The organism is Pigmentiphaga daeguensis (genome assembly GCF_039523035.1).
Classification (GTDB): domain Bacteria; phylum Pseudomonadota; class Gammaproteobacteria; order Burkholderiales; family Burkholderiaceae_B; genus Pigmentiphaga; species Pigmentiphaga daeguensis.
On the sequence record NZ_BAAAEN010000010.1, the window covers coordinates 126,342 to 152,462 of the forward strand.

Genomic DNA, 26,121 nt, shown 5'->3' on the forward strand with positions numbered 1-26,121 from the left:
GACAGTTCCTGAGTTCCGGTATGGGTATGAAAGCCGCCCCGGAAGCTTGCGCAGTCCCGGCCTGCGTGCGGCCCGGCAAAGCTTGAAGTTAAGCGCGCGCGAAGCCCGGCATGCATCCTTGGAAAGACTGCCAACCCAGGGTCTTGGATTCAGCCCGAATCTCTTCGTGAAATTCGGAAAGCCCTCCATGGTGTCAAATAAATCCAATGTTGTCAATCAGTTAGGCGCGGCGCAGCCGGGATGGAGCGGGCGCGCCTGTGGATAACTTCCGCCCGGAGGAGTAGAATCGGAGGTTTCGGGATCGGCCACTAGAACATCCTTCGCGCCCCCTGTCCTGCGTGGGCGCACCGGTCCTATTAGCGAGATTCATGGAAGATTTTTGGCAAACCTGCGCCCAGACGCTAGAGCAGGAACTCACTCCTCAGCAGTACAGCGCCTGGATACGTCCCCTCGTCCCGCTCGCCTTCGATGAAGCCGAGGCGGTGCTGCGGGTCGCGGCGCCCAATCGTTTCAAGCTCGACTGGGTGCGCAGCAATTTCTCCGGCCGTATCGAATCTCTGGCGGCGCAGTGGTTCCAGCGCCCCGTGCAAGTCAAGTTCGAACTGGATACCCCCCGCATGGTGGCCCCACTGCGGCCGCCCGCGCCCAGCCCCGCTGCCGTTGCCGCCAACGGGAACGGCCACGCCGGCAACGGCCATGCCGCGCCGCGCCAGGCTTCGCAGGCGCCGCTGGGCTTTCCCGGCGATCCGGTCGCCGCGGTCAATTCCGCGGCGGCCCGGGCGGCGCAGCGGGCAACCGAGGCGCCTCGTCCCGCGCCGCGTCCCGCCGCCCCGGCCAAGGCCGAAGCCAGCGAAGCCACGGGCATCTACGAACGGTCGCGCCTGAACGTCGAGCTCACCTTCGAGAACTTCGTCACCGGCAAGGCCAACCAGTTGGCCCGCGCCGCCGCGCTGCAGGTGGCCGAGAACCCCGGCACCTCGTACAACCCGCTGTTCCTGTATGGCGGCGTGGGCCTGGGCAAGACCCACCTGATTCATGCCATCGGCAATTCCATGATGGCCGAGAACGCCGCCGCGCGGGTCCGCTACATCCACGCCGAGCAGTTCGTGTCCGACGTGGTCAAGTCCTACCAGCGCAAGGCCTTCGACGATTTCAAGCGCTACTACCATTCGCTGGACCTGCTGCTGATCGACGACATCCAGTTCTTCTCGGGCAAGAACCGCACCCAGGAAGAATTCTTCTACGCCTTCGAGGCCCTGGTGGCGCTGCGCAAGCAGATCATCATCACCAGCGATACCTACCCGAAGGAGCTGTCCGGCATCGACGACCGGCTGATCTCGCGTTTCGACTCGGGCCTGACCTGCGCCATCGAGCCGCCCGAGCTGGAAATGCGCGTCGCGATCCTGCTGAAGAAGGCGGAGACCGAGGGCGTGCACCTGCCCGAGGAAGTGGCCTTCTTCATCGCCAAGCACCTGCGCAGCAACGTGCGCGAGCTGGAGGGCGCGCTGCGCAAGGTCCTGGCCTACGCCAAGTTCCACGGCCGCGCCATCACGGTGGACGTCTGCAAGGACGCCCTGAAGGATCTGCTGTCCGTGTCCAACGGCCAGATCACCGTCGAGAACATCCAGAAGACCGTGGCGGACTTCTACAAGATCAAGGTCGCCGACATGTATTCCAAGCGGCGGCCCGCCAACATTGCCCTGCCGCGCCAGATCGCCATGTATCTGGCCAAGGAGCTCACCCAGAAGAGCCTGCCCGAGATCGGCGAGCTCTTCGGGGGCCGCGACCACACCACGGTGCTGCACGCGGTGCGCAAGATTTCGGAATCCCGGGCCAAGCAGGCGGAACTGAACCATTCGCTGCACGTGCTCGAACAAACCCTGAAAGGATGACGAACCGCGACGAACCCCATCCGGGACCCTGTGAGTTGGAGTGTGGAAAAACCGTGGAGCATTTCTGGACAACCCGACGCCGTTTTTTTCGATCGAAAGTTGTTCATGGTTGTGCGCTATTCTCCAGGCCGGTTCCCCACTCGCTAAAAACTGGACAAGTTCTTGATTTATAATAGTTTTTTGAAGAAATTCCAGTTATTCACAGGGTCCTATTAACTACCAACCCAAAGAAGGATTGGATATGCAATTGGTCAAAGCCTCACGCGATGCATTGCTGAAGCCGCTCGCGACCGTTTCAGGCATCGTGGAACGGCGGCACACCCTGCCCATCCTGGCCAACATCCTGTTGCGCAAGGAAGGCAGCCGCGTGTCGTTCGTGTCCACCGACATCGAGGTTCAGATCACCACCCATGCCGATTTCGGCGTGGGTGATGCGTCTGAGTCCACCACGGTGGCAGCCCGCAAGCTGCTCGACATCCTGCGCGCCCTTCCCGACACCGGCGACGTGTCCCTTTCCCTGGCCAACAAGAAGCTGTCGGTCCAGTCCGGCAAGAGCCGCTTCGCGCTGCAGACCCTGGCGGCCGAGGAGTTCCCCACCGTGGCCCAGCCGGCCTCGTGGAACGCTTCGCTGACCATGACGCAGAAGTCGTTCAAGCACCTGATGAACATGGTGCACTTCGCGATGGCGCAGCAGGACATCCGCTACTACCTGAACGGCATGCTGCTGGTGCTGGACGGCAACAACGTGCGCTGCGTCGCCACCGACGGCCACCGCCTGGCCTATTGCGCGGTCGCCATCGATGCCGATGCCCCCAAGCAGGAAGTGATCGTCCCGCGCAAGACGGTGCTGGAACTGCTGCGCCTCCTGGACGACAGCGAGGAGCCCATCGAGATCTCGGTGGCAGCCAATCAGATCCGTTTCCGCTTCGGCGACGTCGAGCTGATCTCCAAGCTGGTCGAAGGCAAGTTCCCCGACTACCAGCGCGTGATCCCGAACGGCTACACCAAGCATTTCCCGATCGCCCGCGAAGCCCTGCAGCGCAGCTTGCAGCGCGCCGCCATCCTGACCACCGACAAGTTCAAGGGTGTGCGGATGCAGATGGCCGATCATGTCCTGAAGATTTCCGCCAGCAACGCGGAACAGGAAGAGGCCCAGGAAGAACTCGAGATCGACTTCGGCTTCGAGCCCCTGGACATCGGTTTCAACGTCAGCTACCTGCTGGACGTGCTGGGCAACCTGAAGGCCGAGACGGTGCAGTGGAGCGTGGGCGACGCCAACTCCTCGGCGCTGATCACCTTGCCCGACGACACGGACTTCAAGTATGTCGTGATGCCTATGCGCATTTAAGGCCCCCCCTACGCGCTTACGCGCGCCCCCAGGGGCGGCACTGGCGGACCGGCAAAGCCGGATCCGCTGTGCCCTGGGTCTGGGGAGGATGTCTTGGGGTGGGGCGGTGGTTTTTTAGGTTGTTCCTTTGGGGGGCAACCGTGGGTGGCCTGAGTGGGCGCCCACTTTTGTTTTTTCTGGCGGGTGGGGTATTGCCTGTGCAGAGTGGATGGTTGGAAATCTATGACCGAACAGAACACTACGCCCGAGTCGGGCGAGATCGATAACAGCCTTGACGGGACGCCCGTGGTGGCCGCTGCCCCTGTGGTGGACAGCTACGGCGCCGACTCCATCAAGATGCTGAAGGGGCTGGAGGCCGTGCGCAAGCGGCCGGGCATGTACATCGGCGATACGTCCGATGGCACGGGCCTGCACCACATGGTGTTCGAGGTCGTGGACAACGCCATCGACGAAGCGCTGGCCGGCTATTGCGACGAGATCATCGTCACCATCCATGCCGACAACTCCATCTCGGTGTCCGACAACGGCCGCGGCATTCCGACCGCCGTGCACAAGGACGACGAATTCCAGCGCAGCGCCGCGGAGATCGTCATGACCGAGCTGCACGCGGGCGGCAAGTTCGACCAGAACTCGTACAAGGTCTCGGGCGGCCTGCACGGCGTGGGCGTATCCTGCGTGAACGCGCTGTCCGAATGGCTCCGTCTCAGCATCCGGCGCAACGGCGAGCTGCACCAGATGGAGTTCCGCCGCGGTGAACGCGTCGAGCCGCTGAAGGTCACCGGCAAGACCGACAAGCGCGGTACCCGGGTGCAGTACCTGGCGGATTCGCAAATCTTCACCAACGTCGAATACCACTACGAGATTCTGTCCAAGCGGCTGCGCGAGCTCTCGTTCCTGAACAACGGCGTGCGCATCAAGCTGGTGGACGAGCGCCAGGGCAAGGAAGAAGACTTCGCTTTCAGCGGCGGCGTCAAGGGCTTCGTCGAGTACATCAACCGCGCCAAGACCGTGCTGCATCCCAACGTCTTCGCGGTGGCCACCGAGTCGTCGGCCGGCGGCGTGCCGGTGGGCGTGGAAGTGGCGATGCAGTGGAACGACAGCTACACCGAAAGCGTGCTGTGCTTCACCAACAACATCCCGCAGCGCGACGGCGGCACGCACCTGACCGGCCTGCGCGCGGCGATGACGCGCATCATCAACAAGTACATCGACGAGAACGAACTGGCCAAGAAGGCCAAGGTCGAGACCACCGGCGACGACATGCGCGAGGGCCTGACCTGCGTGTTGTCGGTGAAGGTGCCCGAGCCCAAGTTCAGCAGCCAGACCAAGGACAAACTGGTATCCAGCGAAGTGCGCCCCGCCGTGGAAGACGCCGTGGCGCGCAGCCTGGAGAGCTGGCTGCTCGAGAACCCCATCGACGCCAAGGCCTTGTGCGGCAAGATCGTCGAGGCCGCCCGCGCCCGCGAGGCCGCGCGCAAGGCGCGCGAGATGACGCGCCGCAAGGGCGTGCTGGAAGGCGCCGGGCTGCCCGGCAAGCTGGCCGACTGCCAGGAAAAGGATCCGTCCAAGTCCGAGATCTACATCGTCGAGGGCGATTCCGCCGGCGGCTCGGCCAAGCAGGGCCGCGACCGCAAGTTCCAGGCCATCCTGCCGCTGCGCGGCAAGGTGCTGAACGTCGAGAAGGCGCGTTTCGACAAGCTGATCAGCAGCGAGCAGATCGCCACCCTGATCACCGCGCTGGGCACCAGCATCGGACCCGACTTCAACATCGACAAGCTGCGCTACCACCGCATCATCATCATGACCGACGCGGACGTGGACGGCGCGCACATTCGCACGCTGCTGCTGACGCTGTTCTATCGCCAGATGCCGCAGCTGATCGAGCATGGCTATGTCTACATCGCCCAGCCGCCGCTGTACAAGGTCAAGGTCGGCCGCGACGAGCGCTACCTGAAGGACGACGCCGAAGAGGCCGCCTTCATGCTCGAGCTGTCGCTCAAGGATGCCCGGCTGTTCCCCTCCGCCGACGCCCAGCCCATCGCCGGCGACGCGTTGAAGGAACTGGCGCGCCAGTACAACCTGGTCGACGCCGTGATCGAGCGCCTGTCGCGTTTCGTGGACCTTGCCACGCTGTCGGCCATCGTGCGCGGCTTCGAGGCGGACCTGTCGTCCGTGGACCAGGCCGAGCTGTCGCGCCAGCGCCTGCAGGCCGAACTGGAAGACCCGTCCATGCCCGGCGTGGTGCAGGTCAAGGTCTCGGTGGACGAGGAAACCCAGCAGTCCAGGCTGGAGATCCATCGCAACCACCACGGCAATATCCGCGTCAGCGTGATCGACCAGCATTTCGTCGACGGCCCCGACTACAGCGTGCTGCGCAACGCCGCCCAGACCTTCCAGGGCCTGATCGGCCCGGGCGCGAAGATCGAGCGCGGCGAAGGCGACAAGCGCCGGGAACTGCCGGTGGCCGACTTCCGCGAAGCCATGCAATGGATGCGCGCCGAGGCCGAACGCTCGCTGTCCAAGCAGCGCTACAAGGGCCTGGGCGAGATGAACCCCGGGCAGCTGTGGGAAACCACCATGGATCCCACCGTGCGCCGCCTGCTGCGGGTGCAGATCGAGGACGCGATTTCGGCGGACGAGATCTTCACGACGCTGATGGGCGACCACGTCGAGCCGCGCCGCGCGTTCATCGAGACGCATGCGTTGATGGCGGGGAATATTGACGTTTGAGGCACGGCTGACTTACGGCGCATCGACCGTCCAGCAAGACAATTCGACGGCCACCTTTGGTGGTCGTTCGTTTTTGTGTTTCGTTTCAGGACACTCCAGTGACCGGCCAATTGATGTGCGAAACATTGCTGCGATATAAACTCCAGGCATGACTCGCGTCTCCATACAACCAATCATGTTCATCTGGGCCCGCCAGCGCGCCCAGATGGATGAGGCTGTGCTGCTGGCGCGTTTTCCTCGCCTTATGGAGTGGGAGTCCGGCGCTATCCAGCCCACTTTGCGCCAACTCGAACAGTTCGCGCAGGCTACGCACGCGCCGTTGGGGTATTTCTTCCTTCCCGAGCCTCCGCGAGAGGACTTGCCGATTCCCGATTTTCGGACAATGGGCCGAGATTCGCCACGCCTGACTGCCGATCTGCTGGATGTGATTTTCACCTGTCAAACGCGACAAACTTGGTATCGGGACGAAGCCCTGGTTAACGGCGAGAAGCCACTGCCCTTCGTCGCCTGCGTGACGATGGAAACGCCGCCGATGGAAGTGGCGCAACGAATCCGCGAAGTGCTCGGGTTCAGCGTGGAGGCTCGTTCTGAATGTCCCACGTGGGCTGAGGCATTGCGCCTGTTTATTGCGCAGGCCGAGCAAGCAGGTGTGATGGTGATGGTCAGTGGGGTGGTGATGAACAACAACACCCGGCAGCTGAACCCCCGTGAATTTAGAGGTTTTGCCCTTGCGGATAAGCTGGCACCCTTGGTGTTCATCAACGGGGCGGATAGCAAGGCTGCCCAGATGTTTACGTTGGCGCACGAACTTGCGCATTTGTGGCTGGGGCAGTCGGCTTTGTCGGATGCTCGGATATCGGAAGTTTCCGATTACGCCGTGGAAGTATGGTGCAACCAGGTAGCAGCCGAACTGCTTGTTCCCCGGGCGGACTTTCTTGATGCGCTTCGCGCCGATGAGCCGCTGGATGCCGCATTGAAGCGGCTGGCACGACATTTCAAGGTAAGCACCTTGGTGCTTCTGCGACGGATGTGGGACGTGGGATATCTCGATAGAGCGGCGTTCTGGCGGGCTTATCGGGATGAAGAGGCGCGTTTGAGGAGTTTGGCTGAGCGCAATGCAGGAGGCGGCGATTTCTATCGAACCACTGTCGCTCGCGTCAGCAAGCGATTTGCTCAGTCCTTGGTTGCAAGCACCCTTGAAGGGCGAACTTTGTACCGGGATGCGTTTCGCATGCTTGGCATCGCAAAGTCGGGCACGTTCAACGAGCTGGGGCGAATACTGGGATTTCCGACCTGATGGCCTACCTGCTGGATGCCAACGTCTTCATTCAGGCCAAGAACCTACAGTACGGGTTCGACTTTTGCCCCGCATTTTGGTCTTGGCTTGACCAGGCATATGACGCCGGGCGACTCTGCAGCATTCGCCAAGTGGGTGATGAACTGACTGGTGGTGGGGACGAATTGGCCGAGTGGGCACTGGGTAGGGAGGACGGATTCTTCCTGGCCCCGGACGCCGCTGTGCTGACTGCCGCCCAGCACGTAAGCGCATGGGTAGTCCAACAAGGGTATGAGCCTGCGGCTGTGAATACCTTTATGCAGGTAGCGGACTTCTGGTTGGTTGCAACCGCGTTGACCGGCCATCATACGCTGGTGACGCATGAAGTGGCGTCAGCATCCGTCAAGAAAATCAAGATTCCCAATGTGTGCATTGGACTAGGGGTGGACTTCATGTCTCCCTACCAAATGCTGCGCAGGGAGCAGGCTAGATTCGTCTTGGGGCCAACGCCGACTTGAGGCTAGGCGCCGGATCGTGGCTCATCGAGCATCTAGCGCTTTCAGCCCGGCGCCTGCGCGCCGTCCATGCCGCGCAGCAGTTCCTCAAGCGTGGCGCGCGCCGCCTCCCCCGCCGGACTCAACGGCCGCGCGGTACTCCACACGACGCTGATGCCACGCTGGATGGCGGGCTCGGCAATGGGGATGAAGGCAATGCCGTCCACCACGGCCGGCACCGGGCCGATGCGGGGGCGGATCGTATATAGCTCGCCCTGCCGCATCAGCGCGGTGATCAAGTGGCTGGAACTGGCGTTCAGCACCGGGCGCACCTCGCGGCCTATGCCGGCCGCGGCGCTGTCGACCAGCCGCCGCAGCCGGTTCGGCGGGATGGACAGGGCCAGTGGGTAGGACAAGGCATCCCCCAGCGGCATGGACGCCGGCAGCACGGGGAAACCGTCCGCGGGGCCGCAGAAGCAGAACACCTGCCGGCCGCACTCGATCGCATGCAGGCTGGTGTCCGAGCTGCCTTCGGGCAGCACGCCTATGTCGGCCTCGTTGCCCGCCATCCATCTGGTGATGGCGTGGCTGTCTCCTTCCAGCAGCGTCAGGCGCACCCGCGGATGGCGGTCGCGCATCGCGCCGAACAGGACGGGGCCGAGCTGGTCGGCCAGCGAGGTCGGGATCGCCACGATCAGGTCGCCGGCCGGTTCCGTGGCGACGCGCGCCATGGCGGCTTCGGCCTCGGCCACGTCGCGGAAGATGCGCCGCGCATGGGCGATGAGCTGTTCGCCCGCGGTGGTGGGTTGCACGCCGCTGGACGAGCGCTCCAGCAGCGGCGTGCCCAGCGATTCTTCCAGCAGCCGGATCTGCCGGCCCACCGCGGGCTGCGCCCGCAGCAGGCGCGCGGCCGCGCGATTGATGCTGCCTTCTTCCACCACCACCAGGAACGCGCGCAGATGATCGAGATTGAGTGCCACGCAGCGTCTCCAGGCCTGGCCGCTATCCATTTTTTTTAGAAAAGCTCTAAAGGAATTGTACTTCCGCGCCTTCGCCGCGCTGATTAGACTGCCCGGCATCCCGGGGCATGTCAGGCCGCGGTGGGAGGAGGAGATGATTCAGGATATCGATCGGGGCCGGCGCCGCGTCCTGGCCACGGCCGCTCGATCCGCCGCGGTGGCCGGGCTGGTTCCGGCCTGCGCGCTGGCGCAATCCTATCCCTCGCGTCCGGTGCGCCTGCTGGTGCCGGTCAGCGCGGGCGGCGGCACCGACATGATCGCGCGCGTCGTGGCGGACCAGTTGTCGCGGGGCATGAAGCAGCCGTGGGTGGTCGAGAACCAGGGCGGAGCGGGCGGGCAGATCGCCAGCCAGGCCACGGCGCGGGCCGAGCCCGACGGCTACAACCTGATGATCGGCTATGTCAGCACCCACGGCACCCTGCCGGCGGTGCGTAAGGTGCCTTATGACCCGATCCGCGATTTCACGCACATCGCGATGATAGGCGGCGCGCCCAACGTGCTGGTCGCCCAGCCGTCGGGCCCCGCCAGCTTCGAGGATTTCCTGGCCGAGGTACGCACGCATCCGGGCAAGGCGAGCTATGCGTCGGCCGGCGTGGGTACCATCACCCACCTGGTGTTCGAGGGGCTCAAGCTGGCCACGAACACCTCGGTCCTGCACGTGCCCTATCGCGGCATCGCGCCGGGCATCAACGATATGGTGGCGGGCCAGGTGCAATACGCGATGCCGGGCCTGGCGGGTGTGCTGCCCTACATCCGCGCGGGCAAGCTGCGCGCGCTGGCCGTGACCGGGCCGGATCGTCATCCGCTCCTGCCCGAGGTACGCACGCTGAAGGAAATCGGCATTCCCCATTTCGAGGCCGTGCAGTGGGTGGGCATCATGGGGCCGGCCCATCTGCCGCCGGCCGTGGTGCAGGATCTGTCGGCCGCCGTGGCGCAGGTACTGGGCCGCAAGGAAACGGCGGACAAGCTCGCCGGCGAAGGCATACGCGTCATGCCCATGTCGCAGCAGGATTTCTCCGCCTACGTCGCCGCCGACCTGGCCCGGTGGCGCACGATCGTCAAGGAACGCGGGTTGCAGGAGACATGAGATGAAGCCGGGATCCCGCCGTATCGCCATCGTCGTCATGTCCGACGAACATTCCGGGGTCGCGCTGTCGTGCGCGGGCCATCCCTGGATACGCACGCCGCACCTGGACCGCTTCGCGGCCGCCAACACCCGGTTCGCGTCGGCCTACACCAACTCGCCCATCTGCATACCCGCGCGCGCCTCGTTCACCACCGGCCGCTATACCCACGAGACGCGCAACTGGGACAACGCCCTGCCCTATACCGGCCAGTTGCCGGGCTGGACCCATCGGCTGCGCGATGCCGGCGTGGACGTCACGTCCATCGGCAAGCTGCACTTCCGCAACGAGACCGACGACACCGGCTTCACCCGCCAGATCCTGCCCATGCACGTGGTGGACGGTATCGGGGACCTGCTGGGCGCGGTGCGAGACCCGCTGCCCGTGCGGCACAAGACGCGCGCGCTGGCCGAGGAAGTCGGCATCGGCGAAAGCAGTTATACCCGGTACGATCGCGCCATCGCGCAGGCATCGACGCAATGGATACGCGAACACGCCCGGGATGACGGCTGGGTCCTGTTCGCCTCGTTCGTGGCGCCTCATTTTCCGCTGATCGCCCCGGAAGAATTCGCCTCGGCCTACCGGCTGGACGACATCCCGCTGCCCAAGCTCTCGCGGGCGGCAGACCGGATCGACCATCCCTGGATCGCCGCACTGCGAACCTGCTTTCCGCACGACAGCTTCTTCGACGACGAACTGCGGCGCCGTGCCCTGTTGAGCTACGGCGGCCTGTGTTCCTTCATGGACTGGCACTTCGCCCAGATCTGCCAGGCCATCGACGAATCCGGGCTGGCCGACGAGGCGCTGGTCATCTACACCAGCGACCATGGCGACAACATGGGCACGCGGGCCTTGTGGGGCAAGTCCACGCTGTACGAGGAGGCGGCGCGCGTGCCCATGCTGCTGAGGGCGCCGGGCCATTCGACGCGCAAGATCGTCGGCACGCACGTCTCCCTGGTGGACGTGGGAGCGACCCTGCTGGCCTGGATGGGCGTGGAGGCGCCCGCCGACCTGCCGGGGCGGTCGCTGGTCGACCTGGCGCAGGCACCGGACGACCCGGCGCGCCCGGTGTTCTCGGAATACCATGCGGCGGGCGCGGCTACCGGCGCCTACATGCTGCGGCAGGACCGGTGGAAGCTGATCCACTACGTGGACATGGCGCCCCAGTTGTTCGACCTGGTCGCGGATCCAGAGGAGCGGATCGATCTCGTCCCGGGCGGGCGGCATGCGCAGGTGGTGGACGAACTGACCGCGGCGTTGCGGCGGATCGTCGATCCCGACGCGCAGGATCGCATCGCCAAGGCCGACCAGCACGCACTGATCGAAGCCCACGGCGGCCGCGAGGCGGTGGTCCGGCGCGGGGGATTCGGCGCCACGCCGGCGCCGGGCGTGGAGGCGAAGTTCGCATAGCAGCCGGGACTCGTGGATTGGATCGCCATGCTGGATAATCCATCCAGAAGCCGGGGACTTATCGGCCCCGGCCGGCTGCCCTAAGCTGAAGCTCCCAAGTGAGGCCACCATGCGTACCCTGATCATCATCGCCATCGGACTGGTCCTGGCCATCGCGCTGCTGCGCGTGGTCCCCGCGCCCCATCGCACCTGGGCCGCCGGGCTCTTCACGCTGGCCTGGCTGGCGGCGTGCGCATGGAACCTGCGCACCGGCCTTTCCCACGGCTATACCCTGGCCGAGGAACTGCCCATCCATGCGGCGCTGTTCGGCATCCCGGCGCTGGTCGCATGGGGCCTGTGGTGGTGGGCGCGCCGTGGGTAAGGCGCGAGCCTAGCGGCGCCCCTTGCTCGCCTGGTCGTACTTGCGCCAGTAGGCAAACTCTTCCTCGTGGACCTCGAGGTCGATCTCCGATAGGCGCAACTGCAACCGCTCCTGCACGTCCGCGACCGCCTGGTTGTAGATCGCGGGCCCGATCTCTTCGACGAAGAAGGCGAGCAGCCCGCCGGCGGCGACGTTGCCGATGGGCTCCTCCATGTTCTGGTCGAAGTAGCGCTGGATCGAGGCGATGGCAGTGGTGCGGACTTGCTTGTCGAGTTCGATGGTCATGTCGGCTTTCTGGCGAGGGGCGCCGGGCCGTTCAATTTATCACCTCCTCCACCCGGTTCACCAATTTCCCGATCTTCTCGATCTCGCATTCGATCACGTCGCCGTCCTTCAGCCACTGGCGCGGGTTCATCGCATAGCCGACGCCCGAGGGCGTGCCGGTGGCGATCACGTCGCCCGGCTCCAGCGTCAGCCCCGACGACAGCGACGCGATGGTGCGCGGGATGGAGAAGATCATCGCGCCGGTGCTGGCGTTCTGGCGCTGTTCGCCGTTGACCTTGAGGGAGATCCGCAGCGCATGGGGATCGCCGACGGCTTCGGGCGAGACGATCCACGGGCCGAGGGGGCAACTGCCGTCGATGGCCTTGCCCTTGAACCACTGGTCGTGGCGTTTCTGCAGGTCGCGGGCGCTGATGTCGTTGAGGATCGTGTAGCCGAAGATGTGGCCGGGGGCGTCGCCTTCGGCGATGTCGCGGCCGCCCTGGCCGATGACGACGGCGAGTTCGACCTCGTAATCCAGGCGGCGGGTGACGCGCTGGTCGTAGCGGATGGCGCCCTCGTGCGGGACGATCGCGGTCCAGGGCTTGGTGAAGAACTGCGGATGCTCGGGCTCCTGGGTATCGAGATTGCGCGAGGCGTTATCTTCCTGGATGTGCTCCCTATAATTGCGGCCCAGGCAGAAGATGTTCTTGGGCGGACGCGGAATGGGTGCCAGCAGGCGGTAGCTGCCGGGCGAAACCAGGTGGGCGTCGGCGACGGCGGCGATGTCGCGGCACCAGGCCCAGGTGCAGGCGCCGCCGGCGGCTAGGTCGACCATGGTCAGGCGGCCGGTCTCGGGCCACGGGAAGGGCAGCGTGGCGGGCGGAGCGGCCTGGGCGAAGGCCTGGAGGTCGCAGACGCGGCCGTCGTCCAGGAAGAGTGCGGGCAGCTGGCGGCCGCCCAGTTCAATGGTGGCGAGTTTCATGGTTCGTTCCTGGCTGAAAGAAAGCGGATAGGCGCAACGGTGGAGGCAAGGACATGGCGCCCAAGGTCAAGTCGGCCCAACGGGCCATAGAGATCCTGGAATTCTTCGCGCGGCGCAAGGCGCCCGCGACGCTGAGCGAGATTGCCGCGGCGCTGAACTATCCGGCCTCGAGCACGCTGGCCCTGCTGCGCACGCTGAGCGAAATGGGCTATCTCGACCATTCGTCCAGCGAGCGGACCTTCGTGCCGACGGTGAAGGCAGCGCTGTTGGGCATCTGGGTCAACGACGCGTTGATGGCCGACGGCACGATCGCCCGCCTGATGTACCAGATGCGCGAGGAGACGGGCGGGACGCCCACGCTGGGGATACAAAGTGGCCACCACGTGCAGTACATACACGTGGTGCGCGGCCCGGACGCCCTGCACCGGCGCGACGTGGCGCCGGGCACGCTGCGGCCGCTGCTGCGCTCGGCCATGGGGACGGTGCTGCTGTCGCTCAAGCCGCCTTCCGAGCTGTGGGCGCTGGTCAACCGGATCAACGCGCACGAGTCGCCGGAGCACCGGGTGTCGATGGCCGAACTGGGCAAGCGTATCCAGCAGTACCGCGAAAGCGGCTATGCCTACAGCGAAGGCGTGTCGACGCCGGGAGCCGGCATCATCACGACGCTGCTGGCCGCGCCGGCCCACCAGCCGCCGATGGCCCTGGGCATAGGCGCGAGCCTCGCGGCGCTGCGCGCCAAGAAGCTCGATTTCCTGAAGGCGCTGCAGCGGGTGGTGGAGCTTCATCGCAAGCATATGGAGGCCTTGCCGGACAAGTTCGGGCACTGAGCGGGACGCGCGTGCCGCAGCGGGCCGGCCGTATTCATTGCGCGACCAGGCCGGCCTTGTCGGCAACGGTGCGCAGTGTTTCGATTTCCTTGACGTTGAAGGCGCGCATCTGCTCCGGATCGCGCTTGAGCAGCTCGGAGCCTCCCTTTTCGGCGAACTCCTGCACCGACCGGGATTCCAGCACCTCTTTCATGGTGTCGGCCAGGCGCCGGGTGATCGCGTCGCTGACCTCCGCGCGCGCCATCAATGCCGACCAGCCATAGATGACGTAGCCGGGATAGCCGCTTTCCCGGATGGTGGGTACGTCCGGGAACTCGACGTGACGCTTTTCGCCGGTGACGGCGAGGATGCGCAGCTTGGCTGCCTTGGCCGAGGGCGCCAGCGAGGCCACGCCGTCCATCGCCACGTCGATCTGCCCGCCGATCAGGTCGGTGTTCATCTGGCTGGTCGATTTGTACGAGATGGGCGTGAAGCGGATGCCGGCGATGCTGGAGAACCATTCGGTGGCCAGGCGATAGCCCCAGGCGAAGTTGCCGAAGTTCAGCCTCTCGGGCTGCGCCTTGGCCGCGGCGACGAGGTCGGCCAGCGTCTTGTACGGCGAGTTGGCCGGCACGGCGATGCCCAACATGCTGCGGGTGACGCCCGAGATGGGCTTGAAGTCCTTGAGCGGATCGTAGGGCAGGTCCTTGACGACGATGGGGTTGACCGACAGGTTGGTCCAGCTGCCCAGCACCAGGGTGTAGCCGTCGGCCGGCGCGTTCTTGGCCGCCATGATGCCGATGCGGCCGTCGGCCCCGGGCATGTTATCCACGGTGACCGCCTGGCCCAGCCGGCTGGCGAGCTGTTGCGCGATGACGCGGCCCGAGGTGTCGCTGGTGCTGCCGGGCGCGAAGGGCACGATCAGGCGGATAGGCTGGGCGGGATAGGCCGCCTCGCGCGCCTGCGCGGCCGGGGCCGAGATGGCCAGCGCGCACAGGGCGCCGGCAAGGTGCATGATCTTCATGGGGTGTCTCCTTGGAATGTTGTCGTACCCGGGTTGGCGCCCCGGGGGTCAGGATCTCGCCTGGGTGTCCTCGCGATGAAGGAAGGCCGCGATCTGTTCGGGCGTGCGGCCCAGGCCGGCCAGGATCTCGGCCGTGTGCTGGCCCAGCGCCGGCGGCGGTGCGTCCAGGCCCGGGCCGTCGTGCTCGTAGCAGAAGCCGGCGTTCAGCACGCGCAGGGCCTGGTCGCCAGCCGCGATCGACAGCAGCAATCGCCTGTCGTCCAGGTGCGGCTGCGCCAGTGCCTCGGGCAGCTCGCGCACTTCGCCGGCCGGCACGCCGGCCGCGTTGAGCAGCTCCGCCCACTCGGCGGCGCCACGGCCGGCCAGCGCCTGGCGCACCTCATGCTGCAAGGCTTCGCCGTGGGCGACCCGTGTGCCCCGGTCCTGGAAACGCGGATCGGCGATCAGGTCCTCGCGTCCTATCACGCGGCACAGCCGCTCGAACTGATCCTGGCGGACCGCGCCCAGCGTCAGGTGCCCCGCCGCAGTGGGGAAGGTATCGGCGGTGGGCGACATGCTGTAGCCGCGGTTGCCCTGCTTGGCTGGACGCTTGCCGGTCAGCAGGTGCGGGCCGGCCATCGAGATCATCAGCACCAGCGCGGCGTCGTACATGGCCACGTCCACCTGCTGCGCCCGGCCGTCGCGGCCACGCTGCAGCAGGGCGGCGACGATGGCGAACGCGGCCAGCAGGCCCGAGTAGGTGTCGACCGCCGGATAGCCAATGCGGATGGGCGGGGTGCCCGGTTCACCGCTCAGGCTCATCATGCCCGAGGTGCTCTGGATGATCTGGTCGATCGCGGGCTGGTGACGCAACTCGCCACGCTGGCCGTAGCCCGAGATCGAGCAGAAGACGATGCGAGGGTTGAGGGCCTTGCAGGCTTCGTAGCCCAGGCCCAGGCGGTCCATGACGCCGGGCCGGAAGTTCTCGGTCACCACGTCGGCGCCGGCGATCAGCTCGCGCGCGACCGCCACGTCGGCGTCGCGCTTGAGATCGAGCACGATGGACTTCTTGCCCGAATTGACCGAGGCGAACGACGGGCCCATGCCGTCGGCATACTGGATGCCGCCGTAGTTGCGCATGGTGTCGCCGGCGGCCGATTCGACCTTGATGACCTCGGCGCCCAGCAGGCGCAGGAAGTTGGTGGCGATGGGGCCCGACAGCACGTGCGTGAAGTCGACGATCCGGTAGCCTTGCAACGGTTGGGGCACGGTCGGTGTCTCCTAGTCGGCGACGCGCGGGAACTGGCCGGTGAAGACCGGCTTGCGGCGTTCGTTGAAGGCGCGCTTAGCCTCGCGGCCATCGGGGGTCAGGCCCAGGTAGCGCTGCATCGGCGCGCCGGCCTCCATGTGGTTGCTGAAGCCGGCCATGTCCAGCAGCAGGTTGGTCGCGCTCTTGGTATAGCGGATGGCCAGCGGCGGTAGCTCGGCCAGCGTGGCCGCCAGTTCGTCCACGGCGGCGTCGAAGTCCGCCGCCGGCACGCAGCGGTTGATCAGGCCCCATTCCAGCGCCTGCGGCGCCTGCAGACGTCCGCCCAGCAGCGACAGCTCCAGCGAGCGCGCGCGTCCGATGGTGAACAGGAAGGCGCCGCCGCTATGGTTGCCGGCCTGGATCTCGCGCATCTGGAAGAAGGCCGTGTCGACGGCCACCACCAGGTCGCAGGACGTGGCCAGGTAGACGCCGCCTCCGATGGCCGGGCCGTTCACGGCCGCGACCACTGGCTTGGCGTTGCGCTGGATGCGCTGCCGCGCGGCGACGTTCCAGCGGCCGTAGGCATCGATGGCCTGGGGATCTGCCTGGGCGGTGAAACGCAGGTCCTGGCCGGCGCTGAAGATGTCGCCCGCGCCGGTCAGGACGGCGCAGCGGCAACCCGGGTCGACCTCGACCTCGTCGAAGGCGGCGACCAGTTCCTGGAAGGTCTGGAGATCGTGGGCGTTCCTGGCGTCGGGGCGATCGATGACGACCCGCCAGATGGGGCCTTGTTGGTCGATCCTGATGTGCTGAGGCATGGTGTCTCCTGTCGTGGCCGCGTGCATCGGTGCGGCGGATTATCTCGACGGAAGACACCGGGAAGACGTCGCTTTCACCAGTGTGAAAGCGTTTTCACAAATGTGAAATTCAGTGATGTGGAAAACGCAGAAGCGGTTCGCGCGCAGATCCGCGCGAACCGCTTCAAGGACACGCGGGAGACTTATTGAGGTTCGATCCCCGCCGCCTGGATCACCGGCTTCCACTTGGCCGTCTCGGCCTTGATGCGGGCGGCGAACACGTCGGGCATTTCACCCAGCGGCGTGATGCCGGCGTTCTCGAGCTGTGCGCGGAAAGCCGGTTCGTTGATCATCTTGCGGCCTTCCTCGGCCAGCTTGGCGACCACGTCCGCCGGCATGCCGGTCGGGCCCATCAGTCCGTTCCAGGTGTCGACCTCGTGGCCCGGGTAGGTTTCCGCGATGGTGGGTACCGAAGGCAGCTGCGGCAGGCGCTTGTCGCTGGAAACCGCCAGCAGCGTGAGCTTCTCGGGCGTCTTGGCGTAGGACATGACTTCCGAGACGCTGGCGCTGTACATGTCGATCTGCCCGGCCAGCACGTCGGCCAGGGCCGGCGCGCCGCCGCGGTAGGGAACGGTGGTGGCGGTCACGCCGACGCGGCTCAGGAACAGCAGCGCCGACAGGTGGGTCAGCGTGCCGTTGCCGCCGTGGCCCACGTTCAGCTTGCCGGGATTGGCCTTGGCGTAGTTGACGAGGTCGGTCACGGTGCGGAAGTTGCGCTGGGGGTTGACCGCCAGCACGAAGGGGTTGCCGCCCACGTTGACGATGGGGGCGAGGTCGCGGATCGGGTCGTAGCGGATCTTGTTGGTCATGGGCGCCGTGACGATCTGCGTCATGGTCGCCATGAACAGCGTGTAGCCGTCGGGCTGGGCGCGCGCGACCTGCTCGGCGGCGATGGTGCCGGCCGCGCCGCCCTTGTTGTCCACGATGAAGGGCTTGCCGAAGATCTTGCTCATGCGCTCGGCCATCATGCGGGCCATCATGTCGGTATTGCCGCCCGGGGCGAACGGCACCACGATGGTGACCGGCCGGCTGGGCCAGGCATCGGCGGCCAGGGCGGTGGCGGGGCCCGCGGCGATCGCGGCCGCCGCCAGGGCCAGGGGAATGCGGCGCAGCCATTGCTGGAGGGGGTTCATGGTGTCGTCTCCTTCATCGGTCGTCATTGTCGTCGGTGGAGCAGGCCGCCGTTCGGTGCGAGCGCGCCGGCGGCCGGAAAACGGGCGCGAAAGGGGCCTCCCCGCGCGCGAACGCGCCGGGGCAATGCCTGTGGAAAGAATCCCCTTGCGTGCCGGGTTCGTATGTGCCGGGCTGGCGGGCACCGGGGCCGCCGGCGCTCGTGCTCAGTCTTTTTTTCCCGTGTCCTTCTTGCCGTCCTTGGCGGCCAGCACCGCGGCGGGCGGCTGGACGACGAAGTGGGCGAGGCGGTGCCGGTCGAACGATTCCAGGTTGCGCTCCCAGGTCTGCGGCTGGTGGTCGGCGTCCATCGGAATCTGGTCCATGTCGGTATAGATCTCGACGTTGTTGCCGTCCGGATCCTTGAACACCAGGAACCAGTTCGCGCCGGGGCCGTGCTGGCCGATGCCGCGCTCGATCGTCACGCCCAACTGGCGGGCCACGTCCACGGCGCGGCGCATTTCCTCGACCGATTCCACGTAGTACGAGAAGTGCTCGAGCCCTGGGCGCGTATAGCGCGGAAGATCGTCGCGGTCGGGGGCGTCGTCGGGGATGCGCGACAGGGCCAGGTCATGGTGGTCTTCACCCGCCCGCAGGAAGACCATCTGGTCGCCGATGCGGTCGGACACGCGCAGGCCCATGACCTCGGTATAGAAGCGGGTGGAGGCTTCGAGGTCGCGAACCATCAGGACCAGGTGGCCCAGTTTGCGCGTACGGATGGGAGCGACCGGTTGCTGGTCAGCGGATGTCACGTTTGCCTCCTTGCCTATCGGCTTTCCTGCACGACGGTGTTCTCGATCGTGCCGATGTTCTCGATGCGCGCCACCATCCTGTCCCCCGCCTTCAGGTAGACGCCGCGCCCCATGCCCACGCCGTCGGGCGTACCGGTGGCGATGAAGTCGCCGGGATGCAGGGTCAGGATGCGCGACAGGTAGGCGATCTGCTCGGCCACCGAGAAGATCATTTCCGAGGTGCTGCCGTCCTGCATGGTCTCGCCGTTGACCGCCAGCGACATGCGCAGTTGCTGGGGGTCGCCGATGCAGCCCGCCGGCACCAGCCACGGGCCCATGGGACCGAAGGTGTCGAAGCTCTTGCCGCGGAACCAGTCGTGGGTGAAGGGATAGTCGGTGCGGCGGTTGAGGTCGCGCGCGCTGATGTCGTTGAATACGGTATAGGCGGCGATGGCCGACAGGGCGTCGTCGACCGGTACGTGGCGGCAGGTCTTGCCGATGACCACGCCCAGTTCCACTTCCCAGTCGAGCCGACTGGTCTCGGGCGGCATCTGGACGTTTTCGCCGGTGGCGACCACGCTGGTCTCGGCCTTCATGAAGATGTAGGGCTGGCTTTCGCTGCGCGCCGCCAGCTTGGTGCCCATCTCGTCGGCGTGTTCGTAGAAATTGGAAGCCGTCGCGAAGATGCGGCGGGGCTGGTAGGGGACCGCATAGGTGGCGTCTTCCACCACGGCCAGCCGGCCGCTTGCGGCGAGTTGGACGGCGCGATCGGCCATCGTGGCGATCAGCGGGCCGCTGCCGGCCCAATCCGCGATCAGCGCGCCGATGCCCCCCGCCACGCGGGCCGGGTCCACGTCGCAGGCTTTCGCCAATTGCGCCAGGTCATACAGGGTGTCGTTGACCACCAGGCCAGGATGCTTGCCGCCGTTGCGCTGATAAGTCGCCAGACCGTGCCAGTTCACGGAATCTCCTCGTTGCTGTCTGTGTTGGATCCGGGGCGTCGACCCGGCGGGACCGCCAGTTTTACCCCATGCTTTGGGATACTTTAAGCATGTCGTGTATACACGTCAACCGTTTTAAGATAAATTTTTTGCCAGGTGTGTGCCAGAAAAAGGGGGGGGACAAACCCTGAATGGCTGGGCGGGGCAGGAGTCAGGCCATCGAATGCGGCTGTTTTTTGTATGCAATATCGTCCTAGTGTGTTCAATAAGGGAGGTCAGGCATATCCAGGTGCCGCTCATGTTCATGGTCGAAGCGGTGCCGCGTATAATCCGCAGGCATTCGCTGGCCCATGTTGAAGGATGCTTTCGTGACCACCATTGCCGCTCGGATCAGCCAGTCGCTGGCTGACGAGATCATTGCGGGTACCCTGGCCCCGGGCGAGAAGCTCGAGGAGCCCTCGCTGGCCGAGCGCTTCCAGGTATCGCGCACACCCATCCGCGAGGCGCTGCGCCTGCTCAATGCCCGCGGCCTGATCGAGCTGGTGCCGCGCCGTGGCGGCGTGGTGGCCAACGTCAGCGCCGAACAACTGGCCGACATGCTCGAGGCGCTGTGCGAACTGGAGTCGCTGTGCTGCCGCATCGCCACCCAGCGCATGAGCGCCATGCAGCGCCGCCAGCTCGAACTGCTGCACGAACAGGCCCAGCAGGTTTCCGAGCGCGGCGATGCCGATGCCTATCTCAAGATCAACGCGCGCTTCCACCAGCTCATCTGCCAGGGTACGCAGAACCAGACCCTGGTCGCTCAGGTCGAAAACCTGCGCGACCGGCTGGCGCCGGTGCGCGCCGCGCAAAGCGGGGTCGAACGCCGCTTCGAAACTTCCCATCGCGAACACGAGAAGATCGTGGAAGCGGTGCTGGCCGGCCAGCCCGAGCAGGCCTACCTGGCCATGCGCAGCCACACCACCCGGCTGACGCTTCATGTGATGGAGCAGATCGAGGCCCAACGCGCCGGCTAGCGACCATTCCTCGCGCGTCGGCCACTGAAGGAACTGATTCGCCATGCAACCGACCGAAGCCCTTCGCGCCGCCTTCACGCCCCAGCAGGTCCTGCGCGCTTCCATCAACGTCGGCAATCCCATACTCGCCAGCCGTGACGACGAGCACGGCGCGCGCGGCGTATCGGTGGACCTGGCGCGGGAACTTGCCAGACGGCTGGGCGTCGGGCTGGAACTGGTGGTCTTCCCGTCGGCCGGCGAATCGGTCGAGGCCGTGGCCGCCGAACAGGCCGACATCGGCTTCTTCGCCATCGACCCCAAGCGTGGCGAGCACATCGCCTTCACCGACGCCTACGTGGTGATCGAGGGAGCCTACCTGGTACGCGACGGCTCGCCCATCGCCGCCCATGCCGACGTGGACCGGCCGGGCGTGCGGGTCACGGTCGGCAAGGGCAGCGCCTACGATCTCTACCTGACCCGGAGCCTGCTGCAGGCCAGCGTCGAGCGGGCGCCGACGTCGCCGGCCGTGGTCGACGTGTTCCTGGAAAGCGGCGCGGACGTGGCGGCCGGCGTGCGCCAGCAGCTCGAAGCCGATGCCGCGCGGCTGGGCGGCGTGCATCTGTTGCCCAGTCATTTCATGTTGATCCGGCAGGCCATGGGCGTGCCCAAGTCGCGCGGCGATGCCGCCGCGGATTACCTGCGCGCCTTCGTCGAGGAAATGAAGGCCTCGGGGTTCGTCCAGGAAGCGCTGGCGCGCCATGGGATCACCGGCGCGGCGGTGCCCTCGGCATAAGGCCCGCGCCGCCTACCGCAAGCGCCGGCCCGGCCCCGCCAGGCTGCGTTCGATCCGCTTCCTTCTTTCTTCCAGTGCCTTGACCAGCGCCGGCACCCGCTCGGGCCGTATGCGGTCCTGTACCGCGCTCAGGCTCAGCGCCGCGGTGGGGGCGCCGCGCGCGTCCGATACCAGCACCGCCAGGCCGCGCACGCCGGTCATGACCAATCCGTCGCTCAAGGCGTAGCCGTCCCGGCGCGCCCGTGAGACCGCCTCGCGCAGCGACGGTTCCGACACGTTGGGGTAGGCCCGCAGCGGTTCGCGTATCGATTCGAACACCAGTTCCGCCTCGTCCTCGGGCAGCGCCGCGATCATGATGATGCCGCCCGCCCCCACGCCCAGCGGCCGGCGCGTGCCGACGTCGACGGTGAAGGCCTTGATGGGATAGGGTCCCATCTTGCGTTCGATGCAGACGGTGTCGTAGCCCGAGCGCACCGCCAGGAAGGCGGTGTCGCCGGTTTCGTCGGCCAGCGCCTGCATCTCGGGCCCGCACAGCTGGCGCAGGTCGGCGCGGCCGCTGGAGACGGACCAGCCCAGCACCGCCATTTCCATGCCCAGGCGGTAGCGCCGGGTGTCCTCGTCCTGTTCCACCAGGCCGTGTTGCAGCAGGGAAGTCAGCAGCCGGTGGACGGTGGGCTTGGACAGGCCCGAGGCATGCTGGAGATCGATCAGGCGCAGGCCGGATTCGCCGGCCGACGCCAGGAGCCGCAGCACCGCGACGGCCCGGTCCACGGTCTGCGCGCCGCTGGTGTCGGGACGGTTCATGGCGCGCATCGTAGCATGCGGGTTGGCCGTCACTCGCCGTCGAGCTTGATGCCGGTCTTGCTGACGATGCCGCTGTACAGGTCGATCTGCTGCTTCCAGAAGGCGGCCAGTTCCGCGGGCGTGGAACCGACGGCGTCGGACCCGGCATCCTTGAACCGCTGGCGCGACTGCGGGTCTTTCGCGGCGGCCGAGACGGCCGCGGCCAGGCGGTCCAGGACGGGCTGGGGCGTGCCGGCGGGCGCGTAGATCGCGACCCAGAACGGGAACGCGTAGCCGGGTACCGCCTCGGCCACGGTGGGCACGTCGGGCAGCATGGCCGAGCGCTCGGTGGTGGTCACTCCCAACGCGCGCACCCGTCCTTCATGGATGTTGCCTATCTGCGGCGGCACGCCGTCCAGCATCATGTGGATGCGCCCGCCCAGCAGGTCCTGCATGGCCGCCGCCGTGCCCTTGTAGGGCACGTGCTGCATGTTGACGCCGGCCAGGGTCTTGAACAGCTCCGAGGCCAGGTGGATGGCGGTGCCGTTGCCGGAAGACCCGTAGTTGTACTTGTCGGGATTCTTCCTGAGCAGTTCGACGAATTCCTTCATGTTCCGCGCCGGCACCTTGGGATTGACGACCATGACCAGCGGGAACTGGGCGACCAGGGACACGGGCGCGAAGTCCTTGACCGGGTCGAAGCCCAGCCGCTCCTTGCCCAGCAGGCCGGTGGCGACGGCGGACGAGGAATTGAAGATCAGGGTGTAGCCGTCCGGCGCCGCGTTGGCCACGGTCTTGGCGGCGATGGCGCCGCCGGCGCCGGCCATGTTTTCCACGACGACCTGCTGCTTGAGGTCCTCGGCCATCTTCACCGCCGCGATACGGGCCAGCTGGTCGATGCCTCCCCCCGGGGAGAACGGTACCAGCAGCCGTACGGGGCGGGTGGGGAAGTCGGCCGCGCGGGCCGGCAGGGAGGCGGTGGCGGCCAGCGCGAAGGCGGCCGCCCAGTGGATAAGGGGCTTGAACATGTATGTCTCCATTGTGCGGGCCTGTCGCGGCCCGTGTCGTGGCGCGTCAGGGTTGGCTGGACAGGTCGAGGCCGCGCGCGTCGTCGATGAGATGGGCCAGGCGTTCGCGGAAGAAGGGCGCCGGCTTGAGGATGCGGCACTCCTGCGCCAGCATCAGCGGCCGGGCCTGGACCAGGAAAGCCTTCCAGTCCGGGTCGGCGAACAGCGCCTCGCGGCAGTCCATGCGCTGCTGCAGGCTGCGGTAGCCCCATTGCGTGACGGTCTGGTTCAGGGCGCCGATCTCGCTCACGTAGTAGCCCAGCAGCGCGGGCAGGTGGCGCATCTGCGCGGCCATCCCTTCCTTCCTATAGAGCGCGACGAAGGCGTCGAGGTTGCCCGGGTGGAAGGTATAGAGGCGTTGTTCGACGATCATGTCGCCTCCCGCTGGTCCTGGCTGAACTTGTAGACGTGGGTGCGCCTGGCCAGTTCGGGAATGGGCATGCCGTCCTGGATGTCGCGGTAGCGGCGGGCCTCGCCTTCGCCGATTTCCTGGGCGCGCTTGAGCACCGTCTCGACGGCTTCGCGCGGGATGAAGCAGATGGCGCCTTCGTCGGCCACCACCAGGTCGCCGGGCCGCACCTGCACGCCGCGTATGTGCACGATGCCGTTGATGGCGACGGTCTCCAGCCGCCACTTGCCCGTGATGGAGCTGACGCCGCGCGACCAGATCGGGAAGTCCTGCGAGCGCGACTGCTCGACGTCGCGGATGGCGCCGTCGATGACGGCGCCCGCCTCGCCCTGGCGCTTGGCGATGGCGGCCGACAGCCCGCCCATGTTGGAGATGCCGGGCACGCCTTCGATGACGAGCACGTCGCCGGGTTCGGCCAGGTTGTGGGCCTCGATCTCGGCCATCTTCGAGATGCGGTCCTTGGCGCCCTTGTAGGCGTCATCGCGCTGTTCGACGTTGCGCAGGGTCAGCGCCGGGCCGGCCATGCGCCGCCCGGGCAGGGTGGGAGGCAGGTCGCAGCCCGGGACCACGCCGCACAGGCCCAGTTCGTCCATGGCGTCGGAGACGGTGCCGGTCAGGTCCTCCAGCGCCAGGAAGGCGTCGATGACGGCCTGCGGATAGCGGGGGATGTCGAGGTCGCCGAAGACGGCGGCGGGCAGCTTGCCCAGGGGAGTCTTGCTGGTCATGGGATGTCCTTGTGGTCAGGCGGCGGGCGTGCCCGCCATCACGATGCGGAAGAGCCGCAGGAAGTTGTCGCGGGCGATGGCGTCGATGTCGCGGCGCGCCAGGCCGATGTCCGCCAGGCCGGCCAGCATGTCCTGCTGGGCCTGCAGGTCGTTGATGGGATAGCGCCATGGCCAGGTCCCGTAGACCTCGGGTTTGCGCATGAATTCCTGGTAGCGCTCGGCCGGCTGGTCGGTGATGAAATCCGAGCCTATGCCCACGTGCGCCACGCCGATGCGGTCGACGGCATAGCGGATGTGCGCCACCACGTCCTGCGCGCCCGGGGTTTCGCCCGGCATGCGCACCAGCGGCGGCAGGTAGGTGATGCCCAGCACGCCGCCGTTGGCCTTGAGCGCGTCCAGCAATGCGTCGCTCTTGTTGCGGGCGTTGGGGCACAGGGCGTAGGCATTGGCATGGGTCACCGCCACCGGATGGCGCGAGAGGGCCAGCACGTCCAGGCCGCTGCGGTCGCCCACGTGCGACAGGTCGATGACGATGCCCAGGTCGTTCAGCACGCCCACCAGTTCGCGCCCCAGCGAGGACAGTCCGGCGTCGGCCGGTTCTGCGCAGCCGTCGCCGTACAGGTTGCGGATGTTGTGCGCGACCTGGATCACGCGCACGCCCAGCGCGTGGAAAAGCTCCATCAGCTTCAGGTCACGCGCCACGCCCGGCACGTTCTGGTAGCCCAGCACGATGCCCAGCTTGCCCGCCTGCCTGGCTCGCTCGAAGCCGTCGCCGTCCTCGACCACCTGGACCAGGTCCGACAGGGTGGCGAGGTGCGCGCGGTAGTCCGCCAGCTGGTTCAGCGAATGGCGCAGGTCGGGGATGGGGTTGATGCCGCGAAAATTGTTCAGCGTGATGTGGACGGCTTCCACGCCGTGGGCCAGGCAGGCCTCGGCGTAGGCGGCGGTCATGCGCGCGCCGTTCAGCAAGTCGAATACCTTGATCATGCTCGGTAGTTTTCCTGGTGATTGCTGGTCCGTAATATGGACCGGCGAGAGCAGGATTTTCTGTTTATAGAAATAATGTGTCGATATAGGTAGTCCGATATATGGACCAAAAGGGCAAAACGGGCGGCGCCGGTCCCCATGCCCGGGCCGGGGCCGGGAACGGCAGTTGCTGCGGCGCCGGGGCTTCCGGAGATCGCCATGTGCCCTGCCCCCGCCTCGCAACCCGCCATGTTCCTGTCCACGAAAGTGGGCCTGACCGTCAACGGGGTGCGCCACGAGTTGCGCCTGGACCCTCGCACCACCCTGCTCGATTGCCTGCGCGAACACCTCGCCCTGACCGGGACCAAGAAGGGCTGCGACCATGGGCAGTGCGGCGCCTGTACCGTCCACCTGGATGGCCGGCGGGTCAATGCCTGCCTGGTGCTGGCGGCCACGCTGGACGGCCGCGAGGTGACCACCGTGGAAGGACTGGCCCGGGACGGCGGACTGCATCCGGTGCAGGCGGCCTTCCTGGAGCAGGATGCCTACCAGTGCGGCTACTGCACCGCGGGCCAGATCATGTCGGCGGCGGCGCTGCTGTCCGAACCCTGCGGCGAGACGGATGCCGATATCCGCGAGGCCATGAGCGGCAACCTCTGCCGCTGCGGCGCATACAAGAACATCCTGGCGGCCGTGCGGCAGGCGCGCCGCGGCACCGCGTAGCGG

The 26,121-nt window shown here is 66.5% G+C and carries 26 protein-coding genes; 12 read left to right on the forward strand and 14 right to left on the reverse strand.

What is annotated here, in order from left to right:
• The first annotated feature begins 368 nt into the window (after positions 1 to 368).
• The 5 genes from dnaA to ABD104_RS14585 all read left to right on the forward strand — a co-directional run bounded on the left by dnaA (position 369) and on the right by ABD104_RS14585 (position 7,764).
• Positions 369 to 1,892, forward strand: a complete 1,524-nt coding sequence (gene dnaA / locus ABD104_RS14565) for a chromosomal replication initiator protein DnaA (protein ID WP_132980227.1) — start codon at positions 369 to 371, stop codon at positions 1,890 to 1,892.
• A 241-nt stretch (positions 1,893 to 2,133) separates the two neighbouring features.
• Entirely contained in the window at positions 2,134 to 3,240 is a 1,107-nt protein-coding gene (dnaN, locus tag ABD104_RS14570; protein WP_087839045.1) for a DNA polymerase III subunit beta, read from the forward strand.
• Positions 3,241 to 3,462: 222 nt separating this feature from the next.
• Positions 3,463 to 5,970: a DNA topoisomerase (ATP-hydrolyzing) subunit B gene (gene gyrB / locus ABD104_RS14575; RefSeq protein WP_343927720.1), complete on the forward strand. Its 2,508-nt coding sequence runs from the start codon at positions 3,463 to 3,465 to the stop codon at positions 5,968 to 5,970.
• A 175-nt stretch (positions 5,971 to 6,145) separates the two neighbouring features.
• A complete protein-coding gene (locus tag ABD104_RS14580; RefSeq protein WP_343927721.1) occupies positions 6,146 to 7,267 on the forward strand; it encodes an ImmA/IrrE family metallo-endopeptidase in 1,122 nt (373 codons plus the stop codon).
• Positions 7,267 to 7,764, forward strand: coding sequence for a DUF4411 family protein (locus ABD104_RS14585; protein ID WP_087839042.1), 498 nt, complete (start codon positions 7,267 to 7,269; stop codon positions 7,762 to 7,764). The genes ABD104_RS14580 and ABD104_RS14585 overlap by 1 nt, the downstream gene beginning before the upstream one ends.
• Positions 7,765 to 7,805: 41 nt before the next feature.
• Here the strand turns inward: ABD104_RS14585 and ABD104_RS14590 are convergent, their stop codons facing one another.
• Positions 7,806 to 8,720 (reverse strand): LysR family transcriptional regulator, encoded by a 915-nt coding sequence (locus tag ABD104_RS14590; RefSeq protein ID WP_279817129.1) that lies wholly within the window; start codon positions 8,718 to 8,720, stop codon positions 7,806 to 7,808.
• A gap of 133 nt (positions 8,721 to 8,853) precedes the next feature.
• Here ABD104_RS14590 and ABD104_RS14595 point away from each other — a divergent pair, with 133 nt between their 5' ends.
• The 3 genes from ABD104_RS14595 (at position 8,854) to ABD104_RS14605 (ending at position 11,654) form a co-directional block, all read left to right on the forward strand.
• The gene (locus ABD104_RS14595) at positions 8,854 to 9,846 is read left to right on the forward strand and encodes a Bug family tripartite tricarboxylate transporter substrate binding protein (protein ID WP_343927722.1); all 993 of its coding nucleotides are present in this window, start codon (positions 8,854 to 8,856) and stop codon (positions 9,844 to 9,846) included.
• A 1-nt stretch (position 9,847) separates the two neighbouring features.
• Positions 9,848 to 11,293 (forward strand): sulfatase family protein, encoded by a 1,446-nt coding sequence (locus ABD104_RS14600; protein WP_132980229.1) that lies wholly within the window; start codon positions 9,848 to 9,850, stop codon positions 11,291 to 11,293.
• 109 nt (positions 11,294 to 11,402) lie between these two features.
• Complete coding sequence (locus tag ABD104_RS14605) at positions 11,403 to 11,654, forward strand: hypothetical protein (protein WP_087839039.1); 252 nt, start codon at positions 11,403 to 11,405, stop codon at positions 11,652 to 11,654.
• A 9-nt stretch (positions 11,655 to 11,663) separates the two neighbouring features.
• On the opposite strand, the gene ABD104_RS14610 is transcribed toward ABD104_RS14605, so the two are convergent.
• A complete protein-coding gene (locus tag ABD104_RS14610; protein WP_087839038.1) occupies positions 11,664 to 11,939 on the reverse strand; it encodes a DUF2164 domain-containing protein in 276 nt (91 codons plus the stop codon).
• 31 nt (positions 11,940 to 11,970) lie between these two features.
• Positions 11,971 to 12,900: a fumarylacetoacetate hydrolase family protein gene (locus ABD104_RS14615; protein WP_343927723.1), complete on the reverse strand. Its 930-nt coding sequence runs from the start codon at positions 12,898 to 12,900 to the stop codon at positions 11,971 to 11,973.
• Positions 12,901 to 12,953: 53 nt separating this feature from the next.
• On the opposite strand from ABD104_RS14615, the gene ABD104_RS14620 reads away from it, so the two are divergent.
• Positions 12,954 to 13,727, forward strand: coding sequence for an IclR family transcriptional regulator (locus ABD104_RS14620; RefSeq protein WP_132980230.1), 774 nt, complete (start codon positions 12,954 to 12,956; stop codon positions 13,725 to 13,727).
• Between the two features lie 34 nt (positions 13,728 to 13,761).
• On the opposite strand, the gene ABD104_RS14625 is transcribed toward ABD104_RS14620, so the two are convergent.
• From ABD104_RS14625 to ABD104_RS14650, 6 genes are all read right to left on the reverse strand, one after another.
• Positions 13,762 to 14,730, reverse strand: coding sequence for a Bug family tripartite tricarboxylate transporter substrate binding protein (locus ABD104_RS14625; protein WP_087839035.1), 969 nt, complete (start codon positions 14,728 to 14,730; stop codon positions 13,762 to 13,764).
• Positions 14,731 to 14,778: 48 nt separating this feature from the next.
• A complete protein-coding gene (locus ABD104_RS14630; protein WP_087839034.1) occupies positions 14,779 to 15,978 on the reverse strand; it encodes a CaiB/BaiF CoA transferase family protein in 1,200 nt (399 codons plus the stop codon).
• A 12-nt stretch (positions 15,979 to 15,990) separates the two neighbouring features.
• Positions 15,991 to 16,776: an enoyl-CoA hydratase/isomerase family protein gene (locus tag ABD104_RS14635; RefSeq protein WP_176400743.1), complete on the reverse strand. Its 786-nt coding sequence runs from the start codon at positions 16,774 to 16,776 to the stop codon at positions 15,991 to 15,993.
• A gap of 182 nt (positions 16,777 to 16,958) precedes the next feature.
• Positions 16,959 to 17,948 carry a Bug family tripartite tricarboxylate transporter substrate binding protein gene (locus tag ABD104_RS14640; protein ID WP_087839032.1) on the reverse strand — a complete coding sequence of 330 codons (990 nt, stop codon included), beginning with the start codon at positions 17,946 to 17,948 and terminating at the stop codon, positions 16,959 to 16,961.
• 204 nt (positions 17,949 to 18,152) lie between these two features.
• Complete coding sequence (locus ABD104_RS14645; protein WP_254914602.1) at positions 18,153 to 18,737, reverse strand: VOC family protein; 585 nt, start codon at positions 18,735 to 18,737, stop codon at positions 18,153 to 18,155.
• 14 nt (positions 18,738 to 18,751) lie between these two features.
• Positions 18,752 to 19,678, reverse strand: coding sequence for a fumarylacetoacetate hydrolase family protein (locus ABD104_RS14650; RefSeq protein WP_087839031.1), 927 nt, complete (start codon positions 19,676 to 19,678; stop codon positions 18,752 to 18,754).
• A gap of 347 nt (positions 19,679 to 20,025) precedes the next feature.
• Between ABD104_RS14650 and ABD104_RS14655 the strand changes: the two genes are divergently transcribed.
• Together ABD104_RS14655 and ABD104_RS14660 are read left to right on the forward strand one after the other, a co-directional pair.
• Positions 20,026 to 20,673, forward strand: coding sequence for a GntR family transcriptional regulator (locus tag ABD104_RS14655; protein WP_087839113.1), 648 nt, complete (start codon positions 20,026 to 20,028; stop codon positions 20,671 to 20,673).
• Between the two features lie 43 nt (positions 20,674 to 20,716).
• Positions 20,717 to 21,445 (forward strand): ABC transporter substrate-binding protein, encoded by a 729-nt coding sequence (locus ABD104_RS14660; RefSeq protein WP_343927724.1) that lies wholly within the window; start codon positions 20,717 to 20,719, stop codon positions 21,443 to 21,445.
• Positions 21,446 to 21,457: 12 nt separating this feature from the next.
• On the opposite strand, the gene ABD104_RS14665 is transcribed toward ABD104_RS14660, so the two are convergent.
• Genes ABD104_RS14665 through ABD104_RS14685 form a run of 5 tightly spaced genes read right to left on the reverse strand, consistent with a single transcriptional unit; the run spans position 21,458 to position 25,416 of the window.
• Positions 21,458 to 22,249 carry an IclR family transcriptional regulator gene (locus ABD104_RS14665; protein ID WP_165963252.1) on the reverse strand — a complete coding sequence of 264 codons (792 nt, stop codon included), beginning with the start codon at positions 22,247 to 22,249 and terminating at the stop codon, positions 21,458 to 21,460.
• A gap of 29 nt (positions 22,250 to 22,278) precedes the next feature.
• The gene (locus tag ABD104_RS14670) at positions 22,279 to 23,256 is read right to left on the reverse strand and encodes a Bug family tripartite tricarboxylate transporter substrate binding protein (protein WP_176400742.1); all 978 of its coding nucleotides are present in this window, start codon (positions 23,254 to 23,256) and stop codon (positions 22,279 to 22,281) included.
• A gap of 46 nt (positions 23,257 to 23,302) precedes the next feature.
• Positions 23,303 to 23,668 (reverse strand): NIPSNAP family protein, encoded by a 366-nt coding sequence (locus ABD104_RS14675; RefSeq protein ID WP_087839024.1) that lies wholly within the window; start codon positions 23,666 to 23,668, stop codon positions 23,303 to 23,305.
• Positions 23,665 to 24,429, reverse strand: coding sequence for an RraA family protein (locus ABD104_RS14680; RefSeq protein ID WP_087839023.1), 765 nt, complete (start codon positions 24,427 to 24,429; stop codon positions 23,665 to 23,667). Before ABD104_RS14680 ends, ABD104_RS14675 begins: the two co-directional genes overlap by 4 nt.
• Positions 24,430 to 24,444: 15 nt before the next feature.
• The gene (locus ABD104_RS14685; protein ID WP_279820142.1) at positions 24,445 to 25,416 is read right to left on the reverse strand and encodes a dipeptidase; all 972 of its coding nucleotides are present in this window, start codon (positions 25,414 to 25,416) and stop codon (positions 24,445 to 24,447) included.
• A gap of 198 nt (positions 25,417 to 25,614) precedes the next feature.
• Here ABD104_RS14685 and ABD104_RS14690 point away from each other — a divergent pair, with 198 nt between their 5' ends.
• Entirely contained in the window at positions 25,615 to 26,118 is a 504-nt protein-coding gene (locus tag ABD104_RS14690; protein ID WP_243724602.1) for a (2Fe-2S)-binding protein, read from the forward strand.
• Positions 26,119 to 26,121: the final 3 nt, after the last annotated feature.